Source organism: Lentzea kristufekii, assembly GCF_033949925.1.
Lineage (GTDB): Bacteria > Actinomycetota > Actinomycetes > Mycobacteriales > Pseudonocardiaceae > Lentzea > Lentzea kristufekii.
Genome location: NZ_JAXAVV010000010.1, coordinates 186,914 through 206,842 on the forward strand (window position 1 = coordinate 186,914; position 19,929 = coordinate 206,842).

Consider the following 19,929-nt stretch of genomic DNA (forward strand, 5'->3'; position numbering starts at 1 on the left):
ACTGACATCTTCAGCTCAGTGGCCGTGGAACGTCCAGAAACAGCACCCCTCATGCCATCGTGCGATGCTCTCGCCATGACCCGCAAGGTGTGCCTCGCACAGAACCCCGAGGCAGACGCCCTCCTGACTGAGGACCGTTTCGCGCTCCTGCTCGGCATGATGCTGGACCAGCAGATCCCGATGGAGAAGGCGTTCTCCGGCCCCAAGGTCCTCGCCGACCGCATGGGCGGCCTGGACGTGCGCCGCATCGCCGAGGCCGACCCCGAGGCCTTCGCCACCGTCATGGCCACGCCGCCCGCCGTGCACCGGTTCCCCGGCTCGATGGCCAAGCGGGTGCAGGCGCTGTCGCAGTTCGTCGTCGACACCTACGACGGCGACGTCACGCGGATCTGGGCCGACGGGGACGGGGCCGCGGTGTTGAAGCGGCTCAAGGCGTTGCCCGGGTTCGGGGAGCAGAAGGCCAAGATCTTCCTTGCACTTCTGGGCAAACAGTTCGGCGTCACGCCCGAGGGGTGGCGTGCGGCGGCTGGGCACTACGGGGACGAAGGAAGCCGACGTAGCGTCGCTGACGTGCGCGATCAGGCGTCGTTGCTGGAGGTTCGCGACTTCAAGAAGGCCGCGAAGGCCGCCGCCAAGAAGTAGCAGGGCTGTTGATCGTCTGGTGCACTGTACGTACGCCGCCAGTCCGCACGAGGTGTGCCGCCTCGTGGGAGAAGGGGCGTTTGCGTTGCGCATCAAGGTGATCGGCGTGTTCACGGTCCTCGTGCTCGGGTTGACGGGCCTTCCTGCCGGGGCGGCGACGTCGTGGCCGGGTGACTCCGCCACGAAGTACGCGGACGGGACGAACGTCTTCGGCAAGAACCTGAGCGGGGTGTCGTTCGAGAGTCCGGGTGTCGTGTGGGCGGTCAGGAACGGGCCTTCCACGCTGTACCGGCTCGTGCCGAGCGGGAGCACGTGGAAGGTCGACCAGAAGCGGTCGCTCAAGTTCGCGGACGGGCAGGGTGATCCCGATGCCGAAGGGGTCGTGAGCACGCCGGACGGGCTCTTCGTGGCCGTCGAGCGCGACAACGACGACGGTGACGTGAGCGCGCCGAAGATCCTCAAGTACGGCACCGGCAGCAACGCGGTCGCCGAGTGGGAGCTCGGCGGCATGCCCGAGGTCGACCCCAACGACGGGCCCGAGGCCATCTCGTGGGTGCCGGACTCGTTCCTCACGCGGAACGGCTTCAAGGACGACAGCGGCAGGACCTACGACCCCGCCGAGCACCCCGGTCACGGCAGCGGGTTGTTCTTCGTCGGCCTGGAGGCCACCGGTGAGGTGTACGTGTACGCCCTGCAGGGTTCCGGCGCGAAGTTGCTGAGCAGGTTCGCGAGCGGTCAGAGCCAGGTGATGGACCTGGAGTTCGACGGCGCCAAGCTGTGGAGCATCTGCGACAACCACTGCAGCGGCAGGACGACGACGCTCGCCATCAGCAGCGGCAAGTTCAAGGTCACGGCGACGCACAACCGGCCGTCGACGCTGCCGAACGTGAACCTCGAAGGTTTCGCGATCTCGCCGAGCTGCACCAACGGCAAGAAGGTCGTTCTCTGGTCGGACGACGACAACACGAGCAGTCACGCGCTCAGGAGTGGCATGCTGAACTGCACGGCCTAGCACCTGGATTGTCGGGGTGCGGAACTAAGCTGCCGCGCGTGACCGCACCCCGCATTCCCGGCCTGACCGACCTGAGACCGTTGGGCGCGGGCGGGTTCGCCACCGTCTACACCGCCCACCAGTCCCAACTCGGTCGCGACGTCGCCGTGAAGATCGACAACCGGGTCCTGGTCGACGAGCGGGACCGGCGGCGGTTCCTCCGCGAGGCGCAGGCGGCGGCCAAGCTGTCGGGTCATCCGCACGTCGTCGGGGTGCACGACGCGAACATCACCGGTCACGGCACGCCGTACATCGTCATGGAGCTGTGCACGGGCGGGTCGCTCGCCGACCAGCTCGACCAGCAGGGCCCGTTGCACCCGGAGCAGGTGCGCGACCTCGGCATCAAGCTCGCCGACGCACTCGCCGCGGCACACCAGGAAGGCGTGCTGCACCGGGACATCAAGCCCGCCAACATCCTCGTCGACCGCTACGGCACGCCGAAGCTCGCCGACTTCGGACTCGCGGCACTGCTCGACGCGCAGGGTGGCAGCACGGTCACCAGGGACGCCCTGAGTCCCAGCTACGCGCCGCCCGAGGCGTTCGCGATGGCCGAGCCGACGCCGCAGGCCGACGTCTACTCGCTCGCGGCGACGCTCTACACGTTGCTCGCCGGCAAGCCGCCGCGTCCGGTGCCGTGGCCGATCACGAGCTTCGACCAGCTCGGCGAGATCCTGCGCCGGCCCGTGCCCGCGGTGCCAGGGGTGCCGCCCGCGTTGCACGAGGCGCTGGCGCGGGCTCTGCACCCGGACGCGAACCTGCGCACGCCGAGCGCCACGCAGCTGCGGGACGAGTTGATCGACCCGATGCGGATGCCCACCGTGCCGGTCCCTCCCCCGCCGAAGCGCAAGGCGTGGCCGCTGGTCGCCGGCGCGGCGGGGATCGTCGTCGCGATCGCGGTGGGCATGGTCGTGTGGAACCCCTTCGGCAAGGAGCAGACGACCGCCCAGGGCGCCGGACCGTCGACGACCCAGCAGGGTGGCGCCGAGGACATCCCGCCGTTCCTGAAGAAGTGCGACAGCGCCGGGTTCTGCGTCGACAAGTCCACTTGCTACCGAGGGATCAACACCATCGGTGGCGCGGCCGCCACCGCACGCAAGGTCGGGTCCTGCGCGGACGAGCACTACTGGGAGGCGTTCGGCGGGGGGTGGCTGTCCGGGGAGATCCCGGCGGTCGACTCCGACGAGCTGCTGGCCTCGGCGGAGGTGAAGAACGTCTGCACGCCCGCCCTGATGAAGGCGGTCACCAGGCCGAACGTCGACACCACGGGCTGGGACATCACCGCGGTCGGGTACAAGGACGGCTCTCGCAGCTACTTCCTCTGCATGGGCGCTGAACCCGGAGCGGGTGAGGTCGTCACCAGCGCGTTCGGCAGCTGACTGTGATCCCCTCTCCAACGTCCTGGGGGGATCATGAGCAAGCTCCGCGCTCTTGTCGCATGCCTTGCCGTCGCAGGTTCGCTGCTCGTGAGCGCCCCGGCAGCGCAGGCCGCTGCCGGGTGCTACCAGTCCGGCGGTCACGCGGGCTACGGGACGACTTACACCTGCAACATCTGGCGCACCAACCACCCGTGGGCGATGTACGGCCCCGGCCGGATCACTCCGATCGGCAACGTCGAAGGCGTGCTCAACGCGGGCAACAGCTGGTTCGTGTGCCAGAAGAGGTTCGGCATCAAGCTCGAGTACGGTTCGATCAAGAACGACTGGTTCGCCTACACGTTGGGCGACAACGGGTACTGGGGCTGGGTCAGCGCCACGCACTTCTCCGCAGGTGGCAACTGGGAGGCGGTTCCCGGACTCGCCCACTGTCCCGGCGGATTCGGGGACACCGCCGCCTACCCCGGCGAACGTCCGGTGCCGCACACCTGGCAGGTCCCCGGCCCTGACCGGGAGTCCAAGGTCTTCATCAACTGAAAATCCACTTGCGACGGTCACTAACGTTGACCGACGTGCGTGTTCACGCCGATTTGATCATTGCTGGATTCCGAAGGTACTCGACCTACCGACAAGCGATGCTGGCCGGAATGACCGCGAACGTGGTCTTCGGCCTGCTGCGGGTCGCCGTCCTCGTCGCCGCTCTCAAGGCGGCGAACGGCGAGATCGCGGACTACGGCATCGCTGCCACCAACACGTACGTCTGGATCGGGCAGGGGCTGCTCGGGTTCGTCCTGTTGTGGGGAACCAACGAGCTCGCCGAGCGCGTGCGATCCGGTGACGTCGTAGTCGATCTGTACCGGCCGTGGCACCTGCAGAGCGCTCTGCTCGCGCAGGACCTCGGCCGCGGCGGTTACGCGTTCCTGACCAGGCTCGCGCCTCCGATGGTGTTCGGCATGCTGCTGTTCCCGTTCCAGTTCCCGGCGAGCCCCGTGCAGTGGCCGCTGTTCCTGGTCAGCGCGGTCATCGCGCTGGTCATCAGCTTCGCGTGCCGGTTCCTGATCGACGTCAGCGCGTTCTGGCTGATCGACAACCGGGGGCTGTTCGGGTTCTGGAACGTCACGTCCGGCCTGCTGTGCGGGCTCACCGTGCCGGTCGCGTTCTTCCCGGGGTGGGCTCGGGACGTGCTGTGGATGACCCCGTTCCCCGCGTTGATGCAGGCGCCGATCGACCTGTTCCTGGGGCACGGCGACCCGGTGCGAACCTTGCTCTACCAGGTGTTCTGGGCCGTGGCGCTGCTCGCGGCCGGTCACCTGGTCCTTCAGCGCGCGGTGCGCAAGGTGGTGGTGCAGGGTGGCTGACACCATCTATCCCAGGCTCATCGGCGCGCGGCTGCGCAGCCAGATGTCCTACCGCGCGTCGTTCGCGCTCGACCTCCTCACGCAGGTGCTGGCTCAGTGGATCGAGCTGATCGTCATCCTCGTGCTGTTCGGTCACGTCAGCGCGCTCGGCGGGTTCACCAAGGACGAAGTGCTGCTGATGTACGCGTTCGCGGGCATCGCGTTCGGCATCGCGGACCTCTTCGCCGGGCAGCTCGACAACCTGCCGACGTACATCCGCACCGGCACCTTCGACGTGCTGCTGATGCGGCCGCTCGGCACGCTGCCGCAGATCATGGTGTCGGACGTCCGCCTGCGCAGGGTCGGGCGCATCATCGGCGCGCTCGCCGTGATGGTCTACGCGCTGACGCACGCCGGCATCGCCTGGACACCCGCGAAGGTCGCGCTGACCATCGCCACGCCGCTGGCCGGCGCGGTCATCTTCGGCGCGATCTGGGTCGTGACGTGCTCGGTGTGCTTCTGGATCGTGGAGGGCCGCGAGTTCGCCAACGCCTTCACGTACGGCAGCAACGCCTTCACCTCGTACCCGGTCAACGTCTACTCCGCCCCGCTGCGCTGGGTGATGGCGTTCATCGTGCCGGGGGCGTTCGTCGCGTACTACCCGAGCCTCGCGCTGCTCGGGAAGCAGGATCCGCTCGGCCTTCCTGGCTGGGTCGGCTGGACATCACCGCTCGTCGCGGCACTGGCGGCGGTCGTCGCCGGGTTCGCGTGGCGGTTCGCGGTCAGGCACTACCGGGGAACGGGATCATGATCGAGGTCAGGGAACTCCGCAGGGAGTTCAAGGTAGCCACGTCCAAAGGCCTGCGCCGCAACTACAAGACCGTCACGGCGGTGGACGGTGTCACGTTCGACGTCGCCGCGGGTGAGGCCGTCGGGTACGTCGGGCCGAACGGCGCCGGCAAGTCCACGACGATCAAGATGCTGACCGGGATCCTGGTGCCGACCAGCGGCCACATCAGGGTGGGCGACGTCGACCCGTCGAAGCAACGGCGCGATCTCGCGAAACGCATCGGCGTCGTGTTCGGCCAGCGCAGCCAGCTCTGGTGGGACCTGCCGCTCGAGGACAGCTTCGACCTGCTCAGGTCCATCTACCGCGTGTCGGCGGAGGACTACCGCAAGCGCCTCGACGAGTGCGTCGAACTCCTTGGCCTGCAAGCGTTCCTGAGCACGCCCGTGCGGCAGCTCTCGCTGGGGCAGCGGATGCGCGGCGAGATCACCGCCGCGCTGCTGCACGCCCCGGAGCTCCTGGTGCTGGACGAGCCGACGATCGGCCTGGACCTGGAGTCCAAGGAGCGGCTCAGGGAGTTCCTCGCGGACATCAACACCCGCCGCGGCACGACGCTCCTGCTCACCACGCACGACCTGGACGACATCGAACGCCTCTGCCCCCGGCTGATGGTGATCGACCACGGCCGGGTGCTCGCCGACGGCCCGCTGGAGGAACTGCGCGCCGAGGTCACGCCGGACCGCGAGCTCGTCATCGACCTCAGGGAACCAGGCCCGGCACCGGACGTCCCTGGAGTGACGGCGGTGCGCAGCGAGGCCAACGGGCTGCGCCACCACCTCACGTTCAGGAGAGCGGAGACGACGGCGGCACAGTTGATCACCCAGGTGGTGCGGCAGGTGGAGGTCCACGACCTCGCCGTCGTGGAGCCGGAAATCGACGACGTCATCCGGAAGCTCTACCAACGGCAACTCGATCAAGACGTACGTCGGTAGAGTCATCAGTAATCGATCCGGACACTTCGGGCACAAGGAGAGCGAATGCGCCTAGTTGGACCGCTGGCCGCGGCTGTCATCGCGATGGGCAGCTTGACGGCTTGCGACGCGATCCAGGGCGTCAGCAACACCGCGGACAAGGTGAAGCTGTGCGCCGACGCGATCTCGCTCGTGGGTTTCACGCCGGACATGAGCGACCCGCAGAAGGCACTGGAGGAAACCCAGGCCAAGGCGAAGGAGCTCGAGACCCTCGCGAACTCCGCGCCGGACGAGCAGGTGAAGAAGGCTCTCGAAGAGGCCGCCAACGGCATGCAGAACGTCAACTCCGCGGCGGACTGGGTGCAGCAGAAGGCCGATCTCGCCGCGAAGGTCTCCTCGGCCTGCGGCGGATGAGCACTTGAGCCCTGTTGCGCACCTCCGGTGGCGGCTTAGGCTTTGACGCGTTCATCGTGCCAAGCCTCACGCCGCACACCGGAGGTGTTGCAGCACCATGCAAGCAACAGTGGGTGACAGGCTCCACGTCCACAGCCGCTCCGTCGGACTGGAGGAGCGCCTCGGCGAGATCCTCGAAGTGCGCGGGAACGACGGGCATCCGCCGTACCTCGTCCGCTTCAACGACGGCCACGAGGGCCTGGTGTTCCCCGGACCCGACTGCATCGTCGAGCCACGGGGCTCCGTCTAACCGTTGAGAACGGTCGCGATCAACTCCTCGGCGAGCTGAGGAGTCGCTGCCGCCACGCCTGACCACCGGTGGGTCAGGTCGGGCTCGAACGTGAACGGCCGCCCGTGCAGGTCGACCAGCACGCCCCCTGCGGCGGGCACGGTGACCAACGCCGTCGCGAGGTCCATGATCCGGTGCGTGTCGCTGCCCGGATCGATGAACGCGTCGACCGTGCCTTCCGCGACCAGCATGGTCTCCAGGCACGTCGTACACAGCACACGGATGCGGTCAGCGCTGTTCGCGATGCGCAGCCACGCGTCCTGAGTGCCCGTCTTGGGACGCATCAGACACACCGACGCGCCCTTCAACGTCGTGCGTCCGGTGGTGCGGAACGACGTCGGCACTCCTGCGCGCGCGTGCCACGCACGGCCCGTGTCGAACCACGTCGTCAGAGCTTCTTTTGCCGTGCCGTCTTCGACGAGGGCACCGGCGAAGCACGAGAGAGGGACGCCGAACGCGGCGTTCGCGGACCCGTCGACCGGGTCGATGACGAGGGTGATCGAGGAGCCGTTGTCGACGAACCCGGCTTCCTCGGAGAGCAGGTTCACGCGATTGCGGTGGATCGATTCCAGGATCGCGTCCTCGACGATGCGATCGACGAGCATCGTCGGTGTTCCGTCGGCGCCGTCCGCCACTTCTTCGCGGAGTTCGAGGCGCGTGTGCAGAGATCGGGCACGCCCGTACGCCGCTGACGCCGCACGAGCGGCGTCAGCGAGCGCAGGGTGCACGTCATCGGAGAGCTGTGGCTGGGGAACGTCCCATGGGATCAGCACGTTCCCCACACTGCCACGAAAAACTCAGATCAGGCCGAGGCCCTTGACCGCGTCGCGCTCCTCGACCAGCTCGGCCACGGAGGCGTCGATCCGGCCGCGGGAGAACTCGTCGATCTCCAGGCCCTGGATGATCTCGTAGCTGCCGCCCGAGCACTTGACCGGGAACGACGAGATGATGCCCTCGGGCACGCCGTACGAACCGTCCGACGGGATGGCCATCGAGGTCCACTCGGTGCCGTTGACCCAGTCGTAGATGTGGTCGATGGCGGCGTTCGCGGCCGACGCGGCCGAAGACGCGCCACGGGCCTCGATGATCGCCGCGCCGCGCTTGGCGACGGTCGGGATGAAGTCGTTCTCCAGCCACGCCTGGTCGTTCACGGCCTCGGCGGCGGTCTTGTCGCCCACCTTGGCGCGGAACAGGTCCGGGTACTGGGTGGCCGAGTGGTTGCCCCAGATCGTCATGTTCTGGATCTCGGTGACCGCGACGCCCAGCTTCTTGGCGAGCTGCGAGAGGGCGCGGTTGTGGTCCAGACGCGTCATCGCGGTGAAGCGCTCGCGCGGGACGTCCGGCGCGTGCTGCTGGGCGATGAGGGCGTTGGTGTTGGCCGGGTTGCCGACCACGAGGACCTTCACGTCGTCAGCGGCACCGGCGTTGATCGCCTCGCCCTGCGGCTTGAAGATGCCACCATTGGCCTCGAGGAGGTCGCCGCGCTCCATGCCCTTGGTGCGGGGGCGGGCGCCGACGAGCAGGGCCACGTTCACGCCGTCGAACGCGGTCTTCGCGTCGTCGGTGATCGTGATTCCCTTGAGCAGCGGGAAGGCGCAGTCGTCCAGCTCCATCGCGGTGCCCTCGGCGGCCTTCAGCGCGGGGGTGATCTCCAGCAGCCGCAGGTTGACCGGGGTGTCCGGGCCGAGCAGGTGGCCGGAAGCGATGCGGAAGAGCAGTGCGTAGCCGATCTGGCCGGCTGCACCGGTGACAGTGACGTTCACGGGCGTGCGGGTCATGAGCCTTCCCGAATGACGGTCGTCCTCGTTGACGTCGGGCAGGTCGCCCGGCGTCCCGCACGTTACCAACACGTGGACTCTGCCAGAGTGTGAGAGTGGACAACCTGCTCGAAGAGGTTGGCGAGGACTACTCGGACGCCAACCTGCACGATCAGCACTGGGAGAAGCGGTCTTTCACCGACTGCGACTTCACCGAGGCCGACCTCCGCGAGCTCGTCACGGCGGGGTGCACCTTCACCCGGTGCGACTTCACCCGGACGGACCTCGGCGAGTCGAAGCACACCGCGACGGCGTTCCGGCAGTGCACCTTCGACCGCACGGTCCTGACCCGGTCGAGCTTCACCTCGTGCAGCCTCATGGGGTCGAACTTCGTCGACTGCGTGCTGCGGCCCGTCACCTTCACCGAGGTCGACTTCACGCTGGCGTCGTTCGCGAAGGCGCCGCTGCACGGCCTGAAGCTGGGCGGTCAGCGGTTCCGCGAGACGAACCTCAGCGAGGCCGACCTGCGCAACACCGACCTGAGCCAGGCGGACCTGATGGGTGCCCGGCTGCTCGACGCCAAGCTGGAGGGCGCGGACCTGCGCGGGGCGAAGCTGGACGCGAACGGGCTCCGGCAGGCCAAGCTCGCCGGAGCCCTGATCGACGTCGAGCAGGCGATCGCCTTCGCGGCCGCCTGCGGACTAGTGGTGTCGTGAGCTGATGCGCACGGTCGGGTGGATCCGCACATGGATCTCGCCGTCGCCGAACTCGACGCCGACGTGGGATTCGCCGGCACCCGACCACACGCGCAACCGGCTCGCGCCCTCGCGGTAGAGGTCGACCACCGGCTCGTCGCCGTCGAACCACCGAACCCGCACGGAAGCGGCGTGCTCGTCGAACGAGAGCAGCACGTCCTCGATCCGGGCGAGCCTGATCCACGGGTCGCCCTCGGTTTCGAGGGCGACACCGAACGCGTCCACGAACTCGTCGTCGGACGGCACCTGCATCGGCGCGGTCAGTTGTCGGCCGATCCCGTGATCTCCACGAGCACGCCTTCCGCGACCATCTCCTCGACCGACTTCGGCAGCAGGTAGGCGGTGCCGCCGCCCGGCTGCTCGAACCACGGCACGGCCACGCCGGTCAGCACCTCGAGCGGGCGGCGCAACCGGTACACGCGGTACGGACGGTTGATCCACGACGGCACGAGGCTGCGTTCCGGGAACGGCGTGCCCGCCACGTAGACCAGGTTGCCGCTCTGGTCGCCGTAGCGGTCGATCTCGGTGCCCGCCGGCAGTTCGAACATCTGCTTGTGGCGGAACAACGTCAGTGGCGGCTCGCCCGCGAGCGGCGAGATCGGGAACTTCCGCTTCGACGGTTCCTCCTGCGCCACGGCGGCGGCGACCGGCGAGGGGGCCGGGGCCTGCTGCGGTGCGGGTGGTGGCGGAACCGGCTGCACCTTCGTCGGGGCGACGGCCGGTGCCGGCATCGGCGCGAGCGGGACCTGCTGCACCTGCGTCGGGGCCGCCTGCTGTGCCTGCGGCTGCGGTTGCTGCGGGGGCAGCGGCGGGCGCTGCGGCGACACGGGACGGCGCGGCTCCTCGCGGAAGCCGTTGGTCATCGGCCGCTGCGGCGGCTGGGGCGGCTGGGGTGCCCGCGGGGGGATCGTGCGGAAGTTGCCCAGCACCAGCCTGCCCACCAGGTACGCCGACGCGTCCTCGACCTTGTCGAACCGCACCGGGTTCTTGGGGCCGTGGTCGAACCAGCTGACCTCCCAGCTGTCGCCGTCGAGGCGCAGCGTCCAGGTGCGGTCCGCGGGCTCGCCGCCGATCCGGAACACGCCGTGCGGCACGTTGAGGTCGTCCAGCGCGCGGCGGGTGCCCGCCAGCTCGCGGTCCTCCTCCGGCGTGACCTGCCGTGGCGGCCTGACCGGTTCCGGCTCCGGCTCCGGTTCGGGCTCCGGCTCCGGCTCGGGGTCCTTGAACAGTGCCGCGTCGAACTGCGTGGTCTCCTCGGAGCGCGTCGGCTTGGGCGCGGGAGCCAGAGGCAGCACGTCGTGCTCCGCGATCGGCTCCGGCTCGAAGTGCGAGTCGAGCCGCGAGTCGAACCGGTCGTCGAACTCGGGGTCGACCGCCGCCTCGAAGGACGTCGTCGACTCGATCTCCTCTTCGGCGAGATCGGGTTCGTCCTCGGCCACGGCGACGACCGGGTGCTCCTCGGTGACCTCGGCCGCGCTCTCCAGCGGCTCGTCGAGGACCGGGCTCCACGCCATCGTGTCCTGCATGACGTCGCGCGGACGTTCCTCGGTCTCGGCGTCGAGGTGGTCGGTGAGCTCCGCTTCGTGCTGGTGCGTGAGGAGCACTGGCTCGTCCGGCCCTGCGGTGGGGATCTCGGGTTCGTCGACGGCGTCCACGTCTTCGTGTTCGTCCGCGGCGACCGTTTCGTTCGGTTCCCCGGCGGCGAACTCGTCGACCGGCTCGGGAACGACGTCCCGGAACGGCTCGCGCACGGGCTGCCTGACGATCTCCTGTGCCGGCTGCCGCACGGGCTCGGGTGCCGGCTGCCGGACGGGCTCCGGCTCCTCCTGCTCCGCGAGCTCGCTCGGGTGCGGGGCGAAGAGGTCCATGCCCGCGCCGTACGTGTCGCGCAGGGTCCTCTCGTCGATCGTGTCCGGCACGCCGTCCGAGTCGAAGACGACCCGGTAGGGAGGACCGTCACCGGCCAGCGGCGGCACGGCCACCGCGAGCGTCTCGCCCAGGTCGGTCACGGGCTCCGGCGCGACCTGCGGCTGCTCGGCCGCGACCGGCTCGGGGTACATCGGCTCGAAGTCGTACTCCTCCGGCTCGTCCCCGCTCTCGAACTTCGGGGCCGCGACGAACTGCGTCGCCTCCGCCGCGGGTGCGGGCTCGGGCTCCGGTTCGGGTTCGACCGGCGTCGGCACGACGGTGCCGGGAGGCGCGGCGGGAGCGCCCAGGTTCGCCGCGGCGCCGAGCCTCGACTCCTCGCTGACCTCGGGCAGGCCGAACCCGGCCGCACGCGCCCGTTCGACCAGCTCCGGCTCGGGCGGGACGCCGTACTTGCGCAGGTAGTAGGAGACCCCGGCGGGCCAGATCCACACACCGTCCGTCTGGAACCCGGACGGCACGACCGGCGGCGCGTCCGGGTGCAGCACGTCGTTGTCGAAGCCGCGCCCGGCCACGGCGACCGGCGCGTTCGACAGGTACGCGAGCAGCGGCGCGACCTCGGGCTCCGGCACCGGCGGCCGGTTGACCGACGGACGACCGTTCGGTCCGGCGCCGTCGAACACGCGGGCCGTGCGGAACACCGGCGTCGGCGGGTTCATCCTGCGGCGCAGCCAGTCGGGGATGTTCTCCTCGGCACGAGGGAAGAACCTCATCTCGTCGACGTACGCCTGCTGGGGCGGAGGGGTCTGCCAGCTCGGCTCCGCGCGGTCGAAGTCGAGGTTGTAGCTGGAGGGGTGATCGAGCTGGTACCTGGCGTTGGTCCAGCTGCCCCGGCCCTCGCGGTGCATGCCGGCCCGCAGCCGCGCGAACAGCGAGGCCACCTCCTGGGGCACCTGCCACGCACGCTTGGTTCCGTCCTGCAGCCGGAGTTCGGCCTCCAGTTCGAAGTACCGGCCGGTGGCGCGGTACTGCGCGATCACACTGCGCCAGTCCTCTGGTGCGGCCCGCATCAGAGTCAGGCCGATCTGCTTGACCAGAGCGTCCTGCTCGGTAGGGTTCAACGGCTTCGGCTCGGACACGCCAACATCTTCCCCCGCAACTCGCCGGATCGCACACGTCCCCCGCCACTGCGCCGAACGGTGGAGGCCCGACCATAACGCGGCGGACGTGCAAGGTTAAAGCTGATCAAGAACACCTTTGACCTGTCTGGAGGCGATGTGACGCGGTCCGCGCAGGTGACCGGCGGTCTGCTGGCGGCGGCGGGCGGAGTGGCCATCGCGGTCCAGGCGCGCGTCAACGGATCGCTCGCCCAGGAGCTCGGCAACGGCCTGCTGGCGGCGTTGATCTCCTTCGGCGGAGGGTGGTTCGTGCTGCTCGCGGTCGTCCTGACGCGACAGTCCGGGCGGGACGGCCTTTCGAGACTGCGGGACGCGCTGCGCCGCCGCCGCATCCGCTGGTGGGAATGCATCGGTGGCATCAGCGGCGCGGTGCTCGTGGGCTCCCAGGGGCTGGCGGTCGCGACCATCGGTGTGGCGGTGTTCACGGTCGCGGTGGTGATCGGGCAGGTCGTGAGCAGCATGGTCATGGACAACCTCGGGGTCGGTCCCGGCAAGTCGAAGCCGATTACAACGACACGTGTCGTCGGAGCGGCCGTCGGTGTTATCGCGGTCACTGTCGCGGTGTCGCACCAGTTCACGTCACCCGGAGCGTTGTGGCTCGCGGTGCTGCCGCTGGTCGCCGGTCTGCTGATGGGCTGGCAGCAGGCGGTGAACGGGCTGGTGCGCGAGGCCGCGGCCAACTCGATGGCGACGATCCTGGTGAACTTCAGCGTCGGCACCGCGGCGTTGGCGCTGGTCAACGCCGTGACGTGGAGCGGTGTGCCCGGCGCGTTCCCCTCTGCCTGGTGGCTGTACCTCGGCGGGTTGCTGGGCATCGTCGGCGTGGGCGGGGCGATCACGTCGGTGCGGTTCATCGGCGTGCTGATGGTCGGGCTGTGCGGCGTGTGCGGCCAGCTCATCGGGGCCGTGCTGCTCGACGCGGTGAGCGGGCACCTGGCGTTGCCGACGGTGATCGGCGTGGTGCTGACGCTGGTGTCGGTGGGCGTCGCGGCCCTGCCCAATGGGAAGATGAGGACGTGACTGCGACGCTGCTCAACGGCAACGAAACCCGGAACGCGCTGTTCGAGGACCTGAAGGCGCGGGTCGCCGCGCTGCCCGGCTCCGTGGGCCTGGCCACCGTGCTGGTCGGCGACGACCCCGGCTCGCACTCGTACGTCAAGGGCAAGCACAAGGCGTGCGAGAAGGTCGGCATCAAGTCGATCCGGCGCGACCTGCCCGAGTCGATCACGCAGCAGGAGCTGGAAGCCGTCATCGACGAGCTGAACGCGAACCCCGAGGTCACCGCGTACATCGTCCAGCTGCCGCTGCCCAAGCACCTCAACGCGAACGCGATCCTGGAGCGCATCGACCCGTCCAAGGACGGCGACGGCCTGCACCCGGTCAACCTCGGCAAGCTGGTGCTCGGCGAGGAGGCCGCGCTGCCCGCCACGCCGCGCGGCATCGTGGAGTTGCTGCGCCGCTACGACGTGCCGATCGCCGGCGCGAACGTCACCGTCGTCGGCCGCGGCGTCACCGTGGGCCGCCCGATCGGCCTGCTGCTGACCCGCCGCTCCGAGAACGCCACCGTGACGCTGTGCCACACCGGCACCAAGGACCTCGCGGCGGAGGTGCGCCGGGCGGACATCGTGATCGCGGGCGCCGGCAGCCCAGGCCTGATCACCGCGGACATGGTCAAGCCGGGCGCGGCCGTGGTCGACGTCGGCATCACCCGCACCGAGGCCGGTCTCGTCGGCGACGTGGCCCCCGAGGTGCGCGAGGTCGCCGGCTGGCTCGCCCCGATCCCCGGCGGCGCCGGCCCGATGACCGTCGCGATGCTGCTGACCAACACCGTCGAAGCCGCCGAGCGCGCCCATGCAGCGGTCTGACGCCGAGGCGCTCATGCCGGAACAGCGCTGGCGCTCGGGCCCCGCGAAGCACCTGCCGTTCGCGCTGGTGCTCGGGGTCGGCGTGCTCGGGCTGGTGCGGATCTTCCAGTACCACTGGCGGCAGGGCGCCGTGCTGCTCGGAGTGTCGTTGCTGGTCGCGGCCGTGCTGCGGATCCTCGTGACCGACGAGCAGGCGGGTCTGATCAAGATCCGCGGCCGGGGCATGGACGCGTTCCTGTACTCGACGCTGGGCATCGTGGTGATCGCCGTCGCACTGACGATCACCGGCGGCCCGCTCAGCCGATAGCGCGGTTCACCATGACCTCGACCAGCTCGTCGAGGTCCATGGTGGCCACCACGTCCGGCAGCGTCAGCCGTTCGTAGATCAACCCCGTCATCGCGAAGTACAGCGAGACGACGGTCATCCGGTCGCCCGGCAGCTTCGAGTCCTCGTTGAACGCGACGTTGGCCTCGAGGTTGCCGGCGATCGTCTTCGTGAGCGCCTCGCGGATCTCCGGCCTTCTGGTGGCCTCCAGCCGCAGCTCCATCATCGCGAGATAGCACGCCTTGTCCGCGTCCGCCCGCTTGATGATGTCGTGCATGAACTTCACCGTCAGCGACCTGTCGCGCGGCAACGAGAGCGACTCCGCGACCGACTCGTCGGACGGCATGAGCCTGTCGTGCACCCGCGTCATCACCGACGACATCAGCTCGTCGCGGTTCGCGAAGTAGTTCGACGCCGTGCCCGGCGGCACCTCCGCCTTCGCGTCGATCGCGCGGTAGGTCAGCCCCCGCGCGCCCTCCTGCGCCAGGACGTCGATCGCCGCGTCCAGCAGTGCCGTGCGCCTTGCCTCGTTCCGGACCACGCCGCCTCCTTGACAACCACTACAGGCATAGTACTACAGTTGTCGTGGTTCAACGACAAGCTCAGGGGGCCTTGTTCATGCGAAAGCTCGTTTACTACGTCGCCGTCACGCTCGACGGGTTCATCGCGGCCGAGGACGGAACCTTCGACGGGTTCCTCTTCGAGGGCGACCACATGGCCGGCATCAACGCGCACTACCCGGAGACCGTGCCCACCCAGATGCGCGACCTGGTCGGCCTGGCGGACGCGACGAACCAGCACTTCGACACCGTGCTGATGGGCCGCCACACCTACCAGGTCCCCGGCGGCCTGGCCTCGCCCTACGCACACCTGCGCCAGTTCGTCGTGTCCACGCAGGTGACCGACACGCCGTCCGACGTCGAGGTGATCAGCTCCGACGTCGTCGGCCGCGTGCGGTCGCTGAAGGCGGAGGACGGCCTCGACATCTGGCTGTGCGGTGGCGGCAAGCTGGCCGCCGAACTGCTGCCCGAGATCGACCAGCTGTTGCTCAAGATCCACCCCGTGGTGTTCGGGCGCGGCATCCCGTTGTTCGACGGGAAAGCCGACATCAGGAAGTTCCAGCGCACCGATGCGCGACTGTTCGAGAGCGGAGTTTCGTTCATGACTTACGACCGCGTTTAAGAAAATGATTGACGGCGAGCAGTGCGCGCCGTAATACTTGTGCCACACACCAAGCCGAAGGGGATCGTCATGAGTAGCCAGCAGATGCGAGGCGAGAGCTTCAGCAGCTCCGTCGCGTGCGTGCGCTCCTCACGACGCCCCAGCTCCTCGCGACCGTTTTCGCAGGTGAGCTCCTTGTAGTGGCATGAGCACCAAGGCCACTCAGGGAGCCGCCCATCGGGAAACCGATAAGGGCGGCTCTCTTTGTTTGTCGTGCATTTAATTCTTGCCCTTGTAGCTCAATGGAGAGAGTGCGGCGCTACGAACGCCGAGATTCAGGTTCGACTCCTGGCAGGGGTGCTCACGGGTGCGAGGGAGACGGCAACCCACCTCATTTGGGATGAGGACACACCGCGTTCGACTCGCGGGCATCCGACGGAAAAGGCGTCCTCCGGGACGCGCAAGGCTCTTCAGCTCAACTGGCAGAGCACCGGGGTGAAGTTCCGGTGGTCAGGGTTCGACTCCCTGGGGAGCCACGCAGGACGAAGGAGGGCTGGCCGAGTGGTAAGGCACCGGATTGCTGATCCGTGGTCCAGCATTGCGTCTGGCGCGCGTTCGAACCGCGCGCCCTCCGCGTCCTGAAAGGAGGATTGGCCGAGCCCGGTAAGGCAGCTGTCTCGAAAACAGTGGTCAGCGCGCGAGCGCTGCGCAGGTTCGAATCCTGCATCCTCCGCTCCACCCAGTTCGTGTCCTCTGAAGTGCTGGCGGCGGCACGCCCGACTGTTACGCGGGAGGACCAGGTTCGAATCCTGGCAGGGGAACTCAGCGGAAGTCCCGTGACTTCGACGGGATCCGCAGGTCCAGGTGCTGCAACCGGTCCGCCAGCAGGCTGACCACACCGTCGGCCGACTCCACCACACCTCGCACGAGCATCGCGCCACTGCTGCGCGCCACCCGCCGGTACCGGGCCCACAACCCCGGCGAGCACACGACGTTCACCATCCCCGTCTCGTCCTCGATGTTGAGGAACGTGACGCCGCCCGCCGTCGCCGGCCGTTGCCGGTGTGTCACCGCGCCGCCGATCAGCACCCGCGTGCCGGGTTCGACCGAGGTGAGCGCGTCCACCGGCAACGCGCCCATCGAGTCCAAAGTGGACCGCACGAACTGCGTGGGGAAGCTGTCCGGGGACAGGCCCGTGGCCCAGACGTCCGCCACCGCCAGTTCGACGTCGTCCATGCCCGGCAACGCCGGTGCGTCGACGCCGACCACGGTGCCCGGCAGGCGATCGGACCGGATCGCGGCCACCGCGCCGGCCGCCCAGAGCGCCTCCCGGCGTTCCAGGCCGAAGCAGGAGAAGGCGCCCGCGGTGGCGAGGGCTTCTACCTGGGCGGCCGTGAGCTGCACTCGGGTGCCGAAGTCCTCCATGTCGCGAAACGGTTGTGCCGCAACGATCCGTTCGGCGTCCGCGTCACCGATGCCGCGGACGGCGGACAAGCCGATGCGCACGGCGTTCTTGCCCTCGAACGGCTCCAGGCCCGCCCAGGGAAGCGACCGGTTCACGCACGGACCGTGCACCGTCACGCCGTGGCGGCGGGCGTCGATCACCAGCGACTGCGGTGAGTAGAAGCCCATCGGCTGGGCCCTGAGCAGGGCCGCGCAGAACGCCGCCGGGTAGTAGAGCTTGAACCACGCGCTCACGAACACCAGGTGCGCGAACGACAGGGCGTGCGACTCGGGGAAGCCGAAGTTGGCGAACGCCAGCAGTTTCGCGTAGATGCGGCCGGCCAGCTCCTCGGTGATGCCCTGGGCGGCGCAGCCCTCGTAAAAGCGGTCGCGCAGGCGTTCCATGCGGGCAGTCGAACGCTTGGCGCCCATCGCTCGGCGCAGTTCATCGGCTTCGGCGGCGGTGAAGCCGGCCACGTCGACGGCGATCTGCATGAGCTGTTCCTGGAACAACGGCACGCCGTAGGTCTTCTTGAGCGCGTTCTCCAGCAACGGGTGGTCGTAGTCCCACTCCTCCTGCTTGTTGCGACGGCGGATGTACGGGTGCACCGAACCGCCCTGGATCGGGCCCGGCCTGATCAGCGCGACCTCGACGACCAGGTCGTAGAACTCGCGCGGCTTCAGGCGCGGCAACGTCGCCATCTGCGCGCGGCTCTCCACCTGGAAGACACCGACCGAGTCGGCCTTCTGCAACATCTCGTAGACGCGCTGGTCGTTGAGGTCGAGCCGGCCGATGTCAACGTCGACGCCCTCGTGGTCGCGGACGAGGTCGATGGCGTAGTGCAGCGCGGAGAGCATGCCGAGGCCGAGCAGGTCGAACTTCACCAGGCCGATGGACGCGCAGTCGTCCTTGTCCCACTGCAGGACCGTGCGCTTGTCCATGCGCGCCTTCTCCACCGGGCACACCTCGCTGACGGCGCGGTCGCAGATCACCATGCCGCCGGAGTGGATGCCGAGGTGGCGCGGGAAGTTCTCCAGCTGCGCGGACAGTTCCAGCACGTCCCGCGGGATGTCGCAGTCGTCGGTGGTGGTGCCGAGCGGCCCCCACCTGTCTATCTGCTTGCTCCACGCGTCCTGCTGGCCCGGCGAGTGGCCGAGCGCGCGGGCCATGTCGCGCACCGCGGAACGGGCGCGGTAGGTGATGACGTTCGCCACCTGCGCCGCGTGCCTGCGGCCGTACTTCGCGTAGACGTGCTGGATGACCTCCTCGCGCCGGTCGGACTCGATGTCGACGTCGATGTCGGGAGGACCGTCGCGGGCGGGGGCGAGGAACCGTTCGAAGAGCAGGTCGAAGCGGACCGCGTCGACGTTGGTGATGCCGAGCGCGAAGCACACCGCGGAGTTCGCCGCACTCCCCCGGCCCTGGCAGAGGATGTCGTTGCGCTTGCAGAAGTTCACGATGTCGTGCACGACGAGGAAGTAGCCGGGGAAGCCGAGCTGCTCGATGACCTTCAGCTCGTGCTCGATCTGCCGGAACGCCTTCTCGTCGCCGTCGGGGTACCGCCGGCGCGCGCCCTCGTAGGTGAGCCGGCGCAGCCAGGTGATCTCGGTGTGACCGTGCGGCACGTCGAACGGCGGCAGCTTCGGCGCGACCAGCCGCAGGTCGAACGCCAGCTGCATGCCGAGCAACGCGGCGTTGTGCACGGCGCCGGGGAAACGGCGGAACCGGTGGAACATCTCCTCGCCGCTGCGCAGGAACGCGGCGGGTGACGGCGGCAGCCAGCCTGCCATGTCGTCGAGGCTGCTTCGTGCGCGCACGGCGGCCATCGCGGCGGCGAGCCTGCCACGGCCCGGGGTCGCGTAGTGCACCGCATTCGTTGCCACGACTGGAAGTTGGAGCTGCTGCGCCATCGCGTTGAGGATGTCGTTGCGGCGGCTGTCCTCGGGCAGGCCGTGGTCGGTGAGCTCGACGTAGACGCGTCCCTTGCCGAACAGGTCGGTGAGCCTGACGATCTCCGCGTACGCCGCCTCCGGGCCCTCCCTGGTGAGCGCTCGGCGCACGGTTCCCTTGCGGCAGCCCGTGAGCACCACGACGTCACCCTTGGTGTCGGCGACGATCTGGTCGATGTCGTAGACGGGTTTGCCCTTCTCGGCGTTGTCGTCGAGGTGTCCGGTGGTGAGCGTGCGGCACAGCGCGTGATAGCCGTCCTGTTGGCGTGCAAGGAGAAGCAGGTGGTCGCCCTCGGGATCCGGTTCGCCGTTGGCGGGCCTGCTCAGGCCGATGCTCAGCTCGGCACCGAACACCGTGTGCATGCCGAGTTCCTTGGCCGCCTCGGCGAACCGCACGACGCCGTACATGCCGTCGTGGTCGGTGATCGCGATGGCGTCGAGCTTGAGCCGCTGCGCCTCCTCGACCAGTTCCTCGGGGTGGCTCGCGCCGTCGAGCCAGCTGAAGTTGGAGTGGCAGTGCAGCTCCGCGTACGGGACGCGCTTGCGGGTGACCGCCATTTCGTCCGCGTGCAGCGCGAAACCCGGCGGGGCGGCGTAGCGGTCGCGGTGTCTTCCCCACCCCGGACCGTCGCCGCCGTCGGGCTTCTGCTCGTAGGGCTTGCCGGACAGCGCCCGTTCCAGCTCCCGCCAGCGGACCGGTGGGTTATTCCAGCCCATCGGCTTCCC

The 19,929-nt window shown here is 68.9% G+C and carries 20 protein-coding genes and 5 tRNA genes; 19 read left to right on the forward strand and 6 right to left on the reverse strand.

Features of this window, described 5'->3' with window-relative positions; all coding sequences use genetic code 11:
• The first annotated feature begins 75 nt into the window (after nt 1–75).
• The 9 genes from SK571_RS21800 (at nt 76) to SK571_RS21840 (ending at nt 6,864) form a co-directional block, all read left to right on the forward strand.
• Entirely contained in the window at nt 76–642 is a 567-nt protein-coding gene (locus tag SK571_RS21800) for an HhH-GPD-type base excision DNA repair protein (RefSeq protein WP_319985933.1), read from the forward strand.
• An 85-nt stretch (nt 643–727) separates the two neighbouring features.
• Nucleotides 728–1,654 (forward strand): hypothetical protein, encoded by a 927-nt coding sequence (locus tag SK571_RS21805; RefSeq protein WP_319985934.1) that lies wholly within the window; start codon nt 728–730, stop codon nt 1,652–1,654.
• Between the two features lie 38 nt (nt 1,655–1,692).
• Nucleotides 1,693–3,069 carry a serine/threonine-protein kinase gene (locus SK571_RS21810; protein ID WP_319985935.1) on the forward strand — a complete coding sequence of 459 codons (1,377 nt, stop codon included), beginning with the start codon at nt 1,693–1,695 and terminating at the stop codon, nt 3,067–3,069.
• A gap of 87 nt (nt 3,070–3,156) precedes the next feature.
• Complete coding sequence (locus SK571_RS21815) at nt 3,157–3,603, forward strand: hypothetical protein (protein ID WP_319985936.1); 447 nt, start codon at nt 3,157–3,159, stop codon at nt 3,601–3,603.
• Between the two features lie 110 nt (nt 3,604–3,713).
• Entirely contained in the window at nt 3,714–4,424 is a 711-nt protein-coding gene (locus SK571_RS21820) for an ABC transporter permease (protein ID WP_319985937.1), read from the forward strand.
• Nucleotides 4,417–5,214: an ABC transporter permease gene (locus SK571_RS21825; protein WP_319985938.1), complete on the forward strand. Its 798-nt coding sequence runs from the start codon at nt 4,417–4,419 to the stop codon at nt 5,212–5,214. The genes SK571_RS21820 and SK571_RS21825 overlap by 8 nt, the downstream gene beginning before the upstream one ends.
• Nucleotides 5,211–6,182, forward strand: coding sequence for an ABC transporter ATP-binding protein (locus tag SK571_RS21830; RefSeq protein ID WP_319985939.1), 972 nt, complete (start codon nt 5,211–5,213; stop codon nt 6,180–6,182). The genes SK571_RS21825 and SK571_RS21830 overlap by 4 nt, the downstream gene beginning before the upstream one ends.
• A gap of 45 nt (nt 6,183–6,227) precedes the next feature.
• On the forward strand, nt 6,228–6,575 hold the full coding sequence (locus tag SK571_RS21835) for a hypothetical protein (RefSeq protein ID WP_319985940.1): 348 nt from the start codon (nt 6,228–6,230) through the stop codon (nt 6,573–6,575).
• 97 nt (nt 6,576–6,672) lie between these two features.
• Complete coding sequence (locus SK571_RS21840) at nt 6,673–6,864, forward strand: DUF1918 domain-containing protein (RefSeq protein ID WP_266039334.1); 192 nt, start codon at nt 6,673–6,675, stop codon at nt 6,862–6,864.
• Here the strand turns inward: SK571_RS21840 and SK571_RS21845 are convergent.
• Both SK571_RS21845 and SK571_RS21850 read right to left on the reverse strand, forming a co-directional pair.
• Entirely contained in the window at nt 6,861–7,676 is an 816-nt protein-coding gene (locus SK571_RS21845) for an inositol monophosphatase family protein (RefSeq protein ID WP_319985941.1), read from the reverse strand. The genes SK571_RS21840 and SK571_RS21845 overlap by 4 nt on opposite strands.
• 24 nt (nt 7,677–7,700) lie before the next feature.
• Nucleotides 7,701–8,681, reverse strand: coding sequence for a malate dehydrogenase (locus SK571_RS21850; protein ID WP_319985942.1), 981 nt, complete (start codon nt 8,679–8,681; stop codon nt 7,701–7,703).
• A gap of 95 nt (nt 8,682–8,776) precedes the next feature.
• On the opposite strand from SK571_RS21850, the gene SK571_RS21855 reads away from it, so the two are divergent.
• Nucleotides 8,777–9,376 (forward strand): pentapeptide repeat-containing protein, encoded by a 600-nt coding sequence (locus tag SK571_RS21855; RefSeq protein WP_406602014.1) that lies wholly within the window; start codon nt 8,777–8,779, stop codon nt 9,374–9,376.
• Here the strand turns inward: SK571_RS21855 and SK571_RS21860 are convergent.
• Both SK571_RS21860 and SK571_RS21865 read right to left on the reverse strand, forming a co-directional pair.
• The gene (locus SK571_RS21860; RefSeq protein WP_319985943.1) at nt 9,362–9,667 is read right to left on the reverse strand and encodes a hypothetical protein; all 306 of its coding nucleotides are present in this window, start codon (nt 9,665–9,667) and stop codon (nt 9,362–9,364) included. The two genes, SK571_RS21855 and SK571_RS21860, sit on opposite strands and share 15 nt — an antisense overlap.
• Nucleotides 9,668–9,675: 8 nt before the next feature.
• Nucleotides 9,676–12,420, reverse strand: coding sequence for a TNT domain-containing protein (locus tag SK571_RS21865; RefSeq protein WP_319985944.1), 2,745 nt, complete (start codon nt 12,418–12,420; stop codon nt 9,676–9,678).
• 138 nt (nt 12,421–12,558) lie between these two features.
• On the opposite strand from SK571_RS21865, the gene SK571_RS21870 reads away from it, so the two are divergent.
• Genes SK571_RS21870 through SK571_RS21880 form a run of 3 tightly spaced genes read left to right on the forward strand, consistent with a single transcriptional unit; the run spans nt 12,559 to nt 14,631 of the window.
• Nucleotides 12,559–13,479, forward strand: coding sequence for a DMT family transporter (locus SK571_RS21870; RefSeq protein WP_319985945.1), 921 nt, complete (start codon nt 12,559–12,561; stop codon nt 13,477–13,479).
• Complete coding sequence (locus SK571_RS21875; RefSeq protein ID WP_319985946.1) at nt 13,476–14,324, forward strand: bifunctional methylenetetrahydrofolate dehydrogenase/methenyltetrahydrofolate cyclohydrolase; 849 nt, start codon at nt 13,476–13,478, stop codon at nt 14,322–14,324. Before SK571_RS21870 ends, SK571_RS21875 begins: the two co-directional genes overlap by 4 nt.
• Before the next feature lie 13 nt (nt 14,325–14,337).
• On the forward strand, nt 14,338–14,631 hold the full coding sequence (locus SK571_RS21880) for a DUF3017 domain-containing protein (RefSeq protein ID WP_266039385.1): 294 nt from the start codon (nt 14,338–14,340) through the stop codon (nt 14,629–14,631).
• Here SK571_RS21880 and SK571_RS21885 read toward each other — a convergent pair.
• On the reverse strand, nt 14,621–15,190 hold the full coding sequence (locus SK571_RS21885; RefSeq protein WP_319985947.1) for a TetR/AcrR family transcriptional regulator: 570 nt from the start codon (nt 15,188–15,190) through the stop codon (nt 14,621–14,623). The two genes, SK571_RS21880 and SK571_RS21885, sit on opposite strands and share 11 nt — an antisense overlap.
• A 77-nt stretch (nt 15,191–15,267) precedes the next feature.
• Here SK571_RS21885 and SK571_RS21890 point away from each other — a divergent pair, with 77 nt between their 5' ends.
• The 6 genes from SK571_RS21890 to SK571_RS21915 all read left to right on the forward strand — a co-directional run bounded on the left by SK571_RS21890 (nt 15,268) and on the right by SK571_RS21915 (nt 16,631).
• Entirely contained in the window at nt 15,268–15,831 is a 564-nt protein-coding gene (locus SK571_RS21890) for a dihydrofolate reductase family protein (protein WP_319985948.1), read from the forward strand.
• 267 nt (nt 15,832–16,098) lie between these two features.
• A tRNA-Arg gene (locus SK571_RS21895) sits at nt 16,099–16,170 on the forward strand.
• A gap of 104 nt (nt 16,171–16,274) precedes the next feature.
• A tRNA-Phe gene (locus SK571_RS21900) sits at nt 16,275–16,346 on the forward strand.
• 11 nt (nt 16,347–16,357) lie between these two features.
• Nucleotides 16,358–16,444: transfer RNA gene (locus SK571_RS21905), tRNA-Ser, on the forward strand.
• 10 nt (nt 16,445–16,454) lie between these two features.
• Nucleotides 16,455–16,543: transfer RNA gene (locus SK571_RS21910), tRNA-Ser, on the forward strand.
• Between the two features lie 16 nt (nt 16,544–16,559).
• A tRNA-Asn gene (locus SK571_RS21915) sits at nt 16,560–16,631 on the forward strand.
• A gap of 1 nt (nt 16,632) precedes the next feature.
• On the opposite strand, the gene SK571_RS21920 is transcribed toward SK571_RS21915, so the two are convergent.
• Nucleotides 16,633–19,920 carry an error-prone DNA polymerase gene (locus SK571_RS21920; RefSeq protein WP_319985949.1) on the reverse strand — a complete coding sequence of 1,096 codons (3,288 nt, stop codon included), beginning with the start codon at nt 19,918–19,920 and terminating at the stop codon, nt 16,633–16,635.
• Nucleotides 19,921–19,929: the final 9 nt, after the last annotated feature.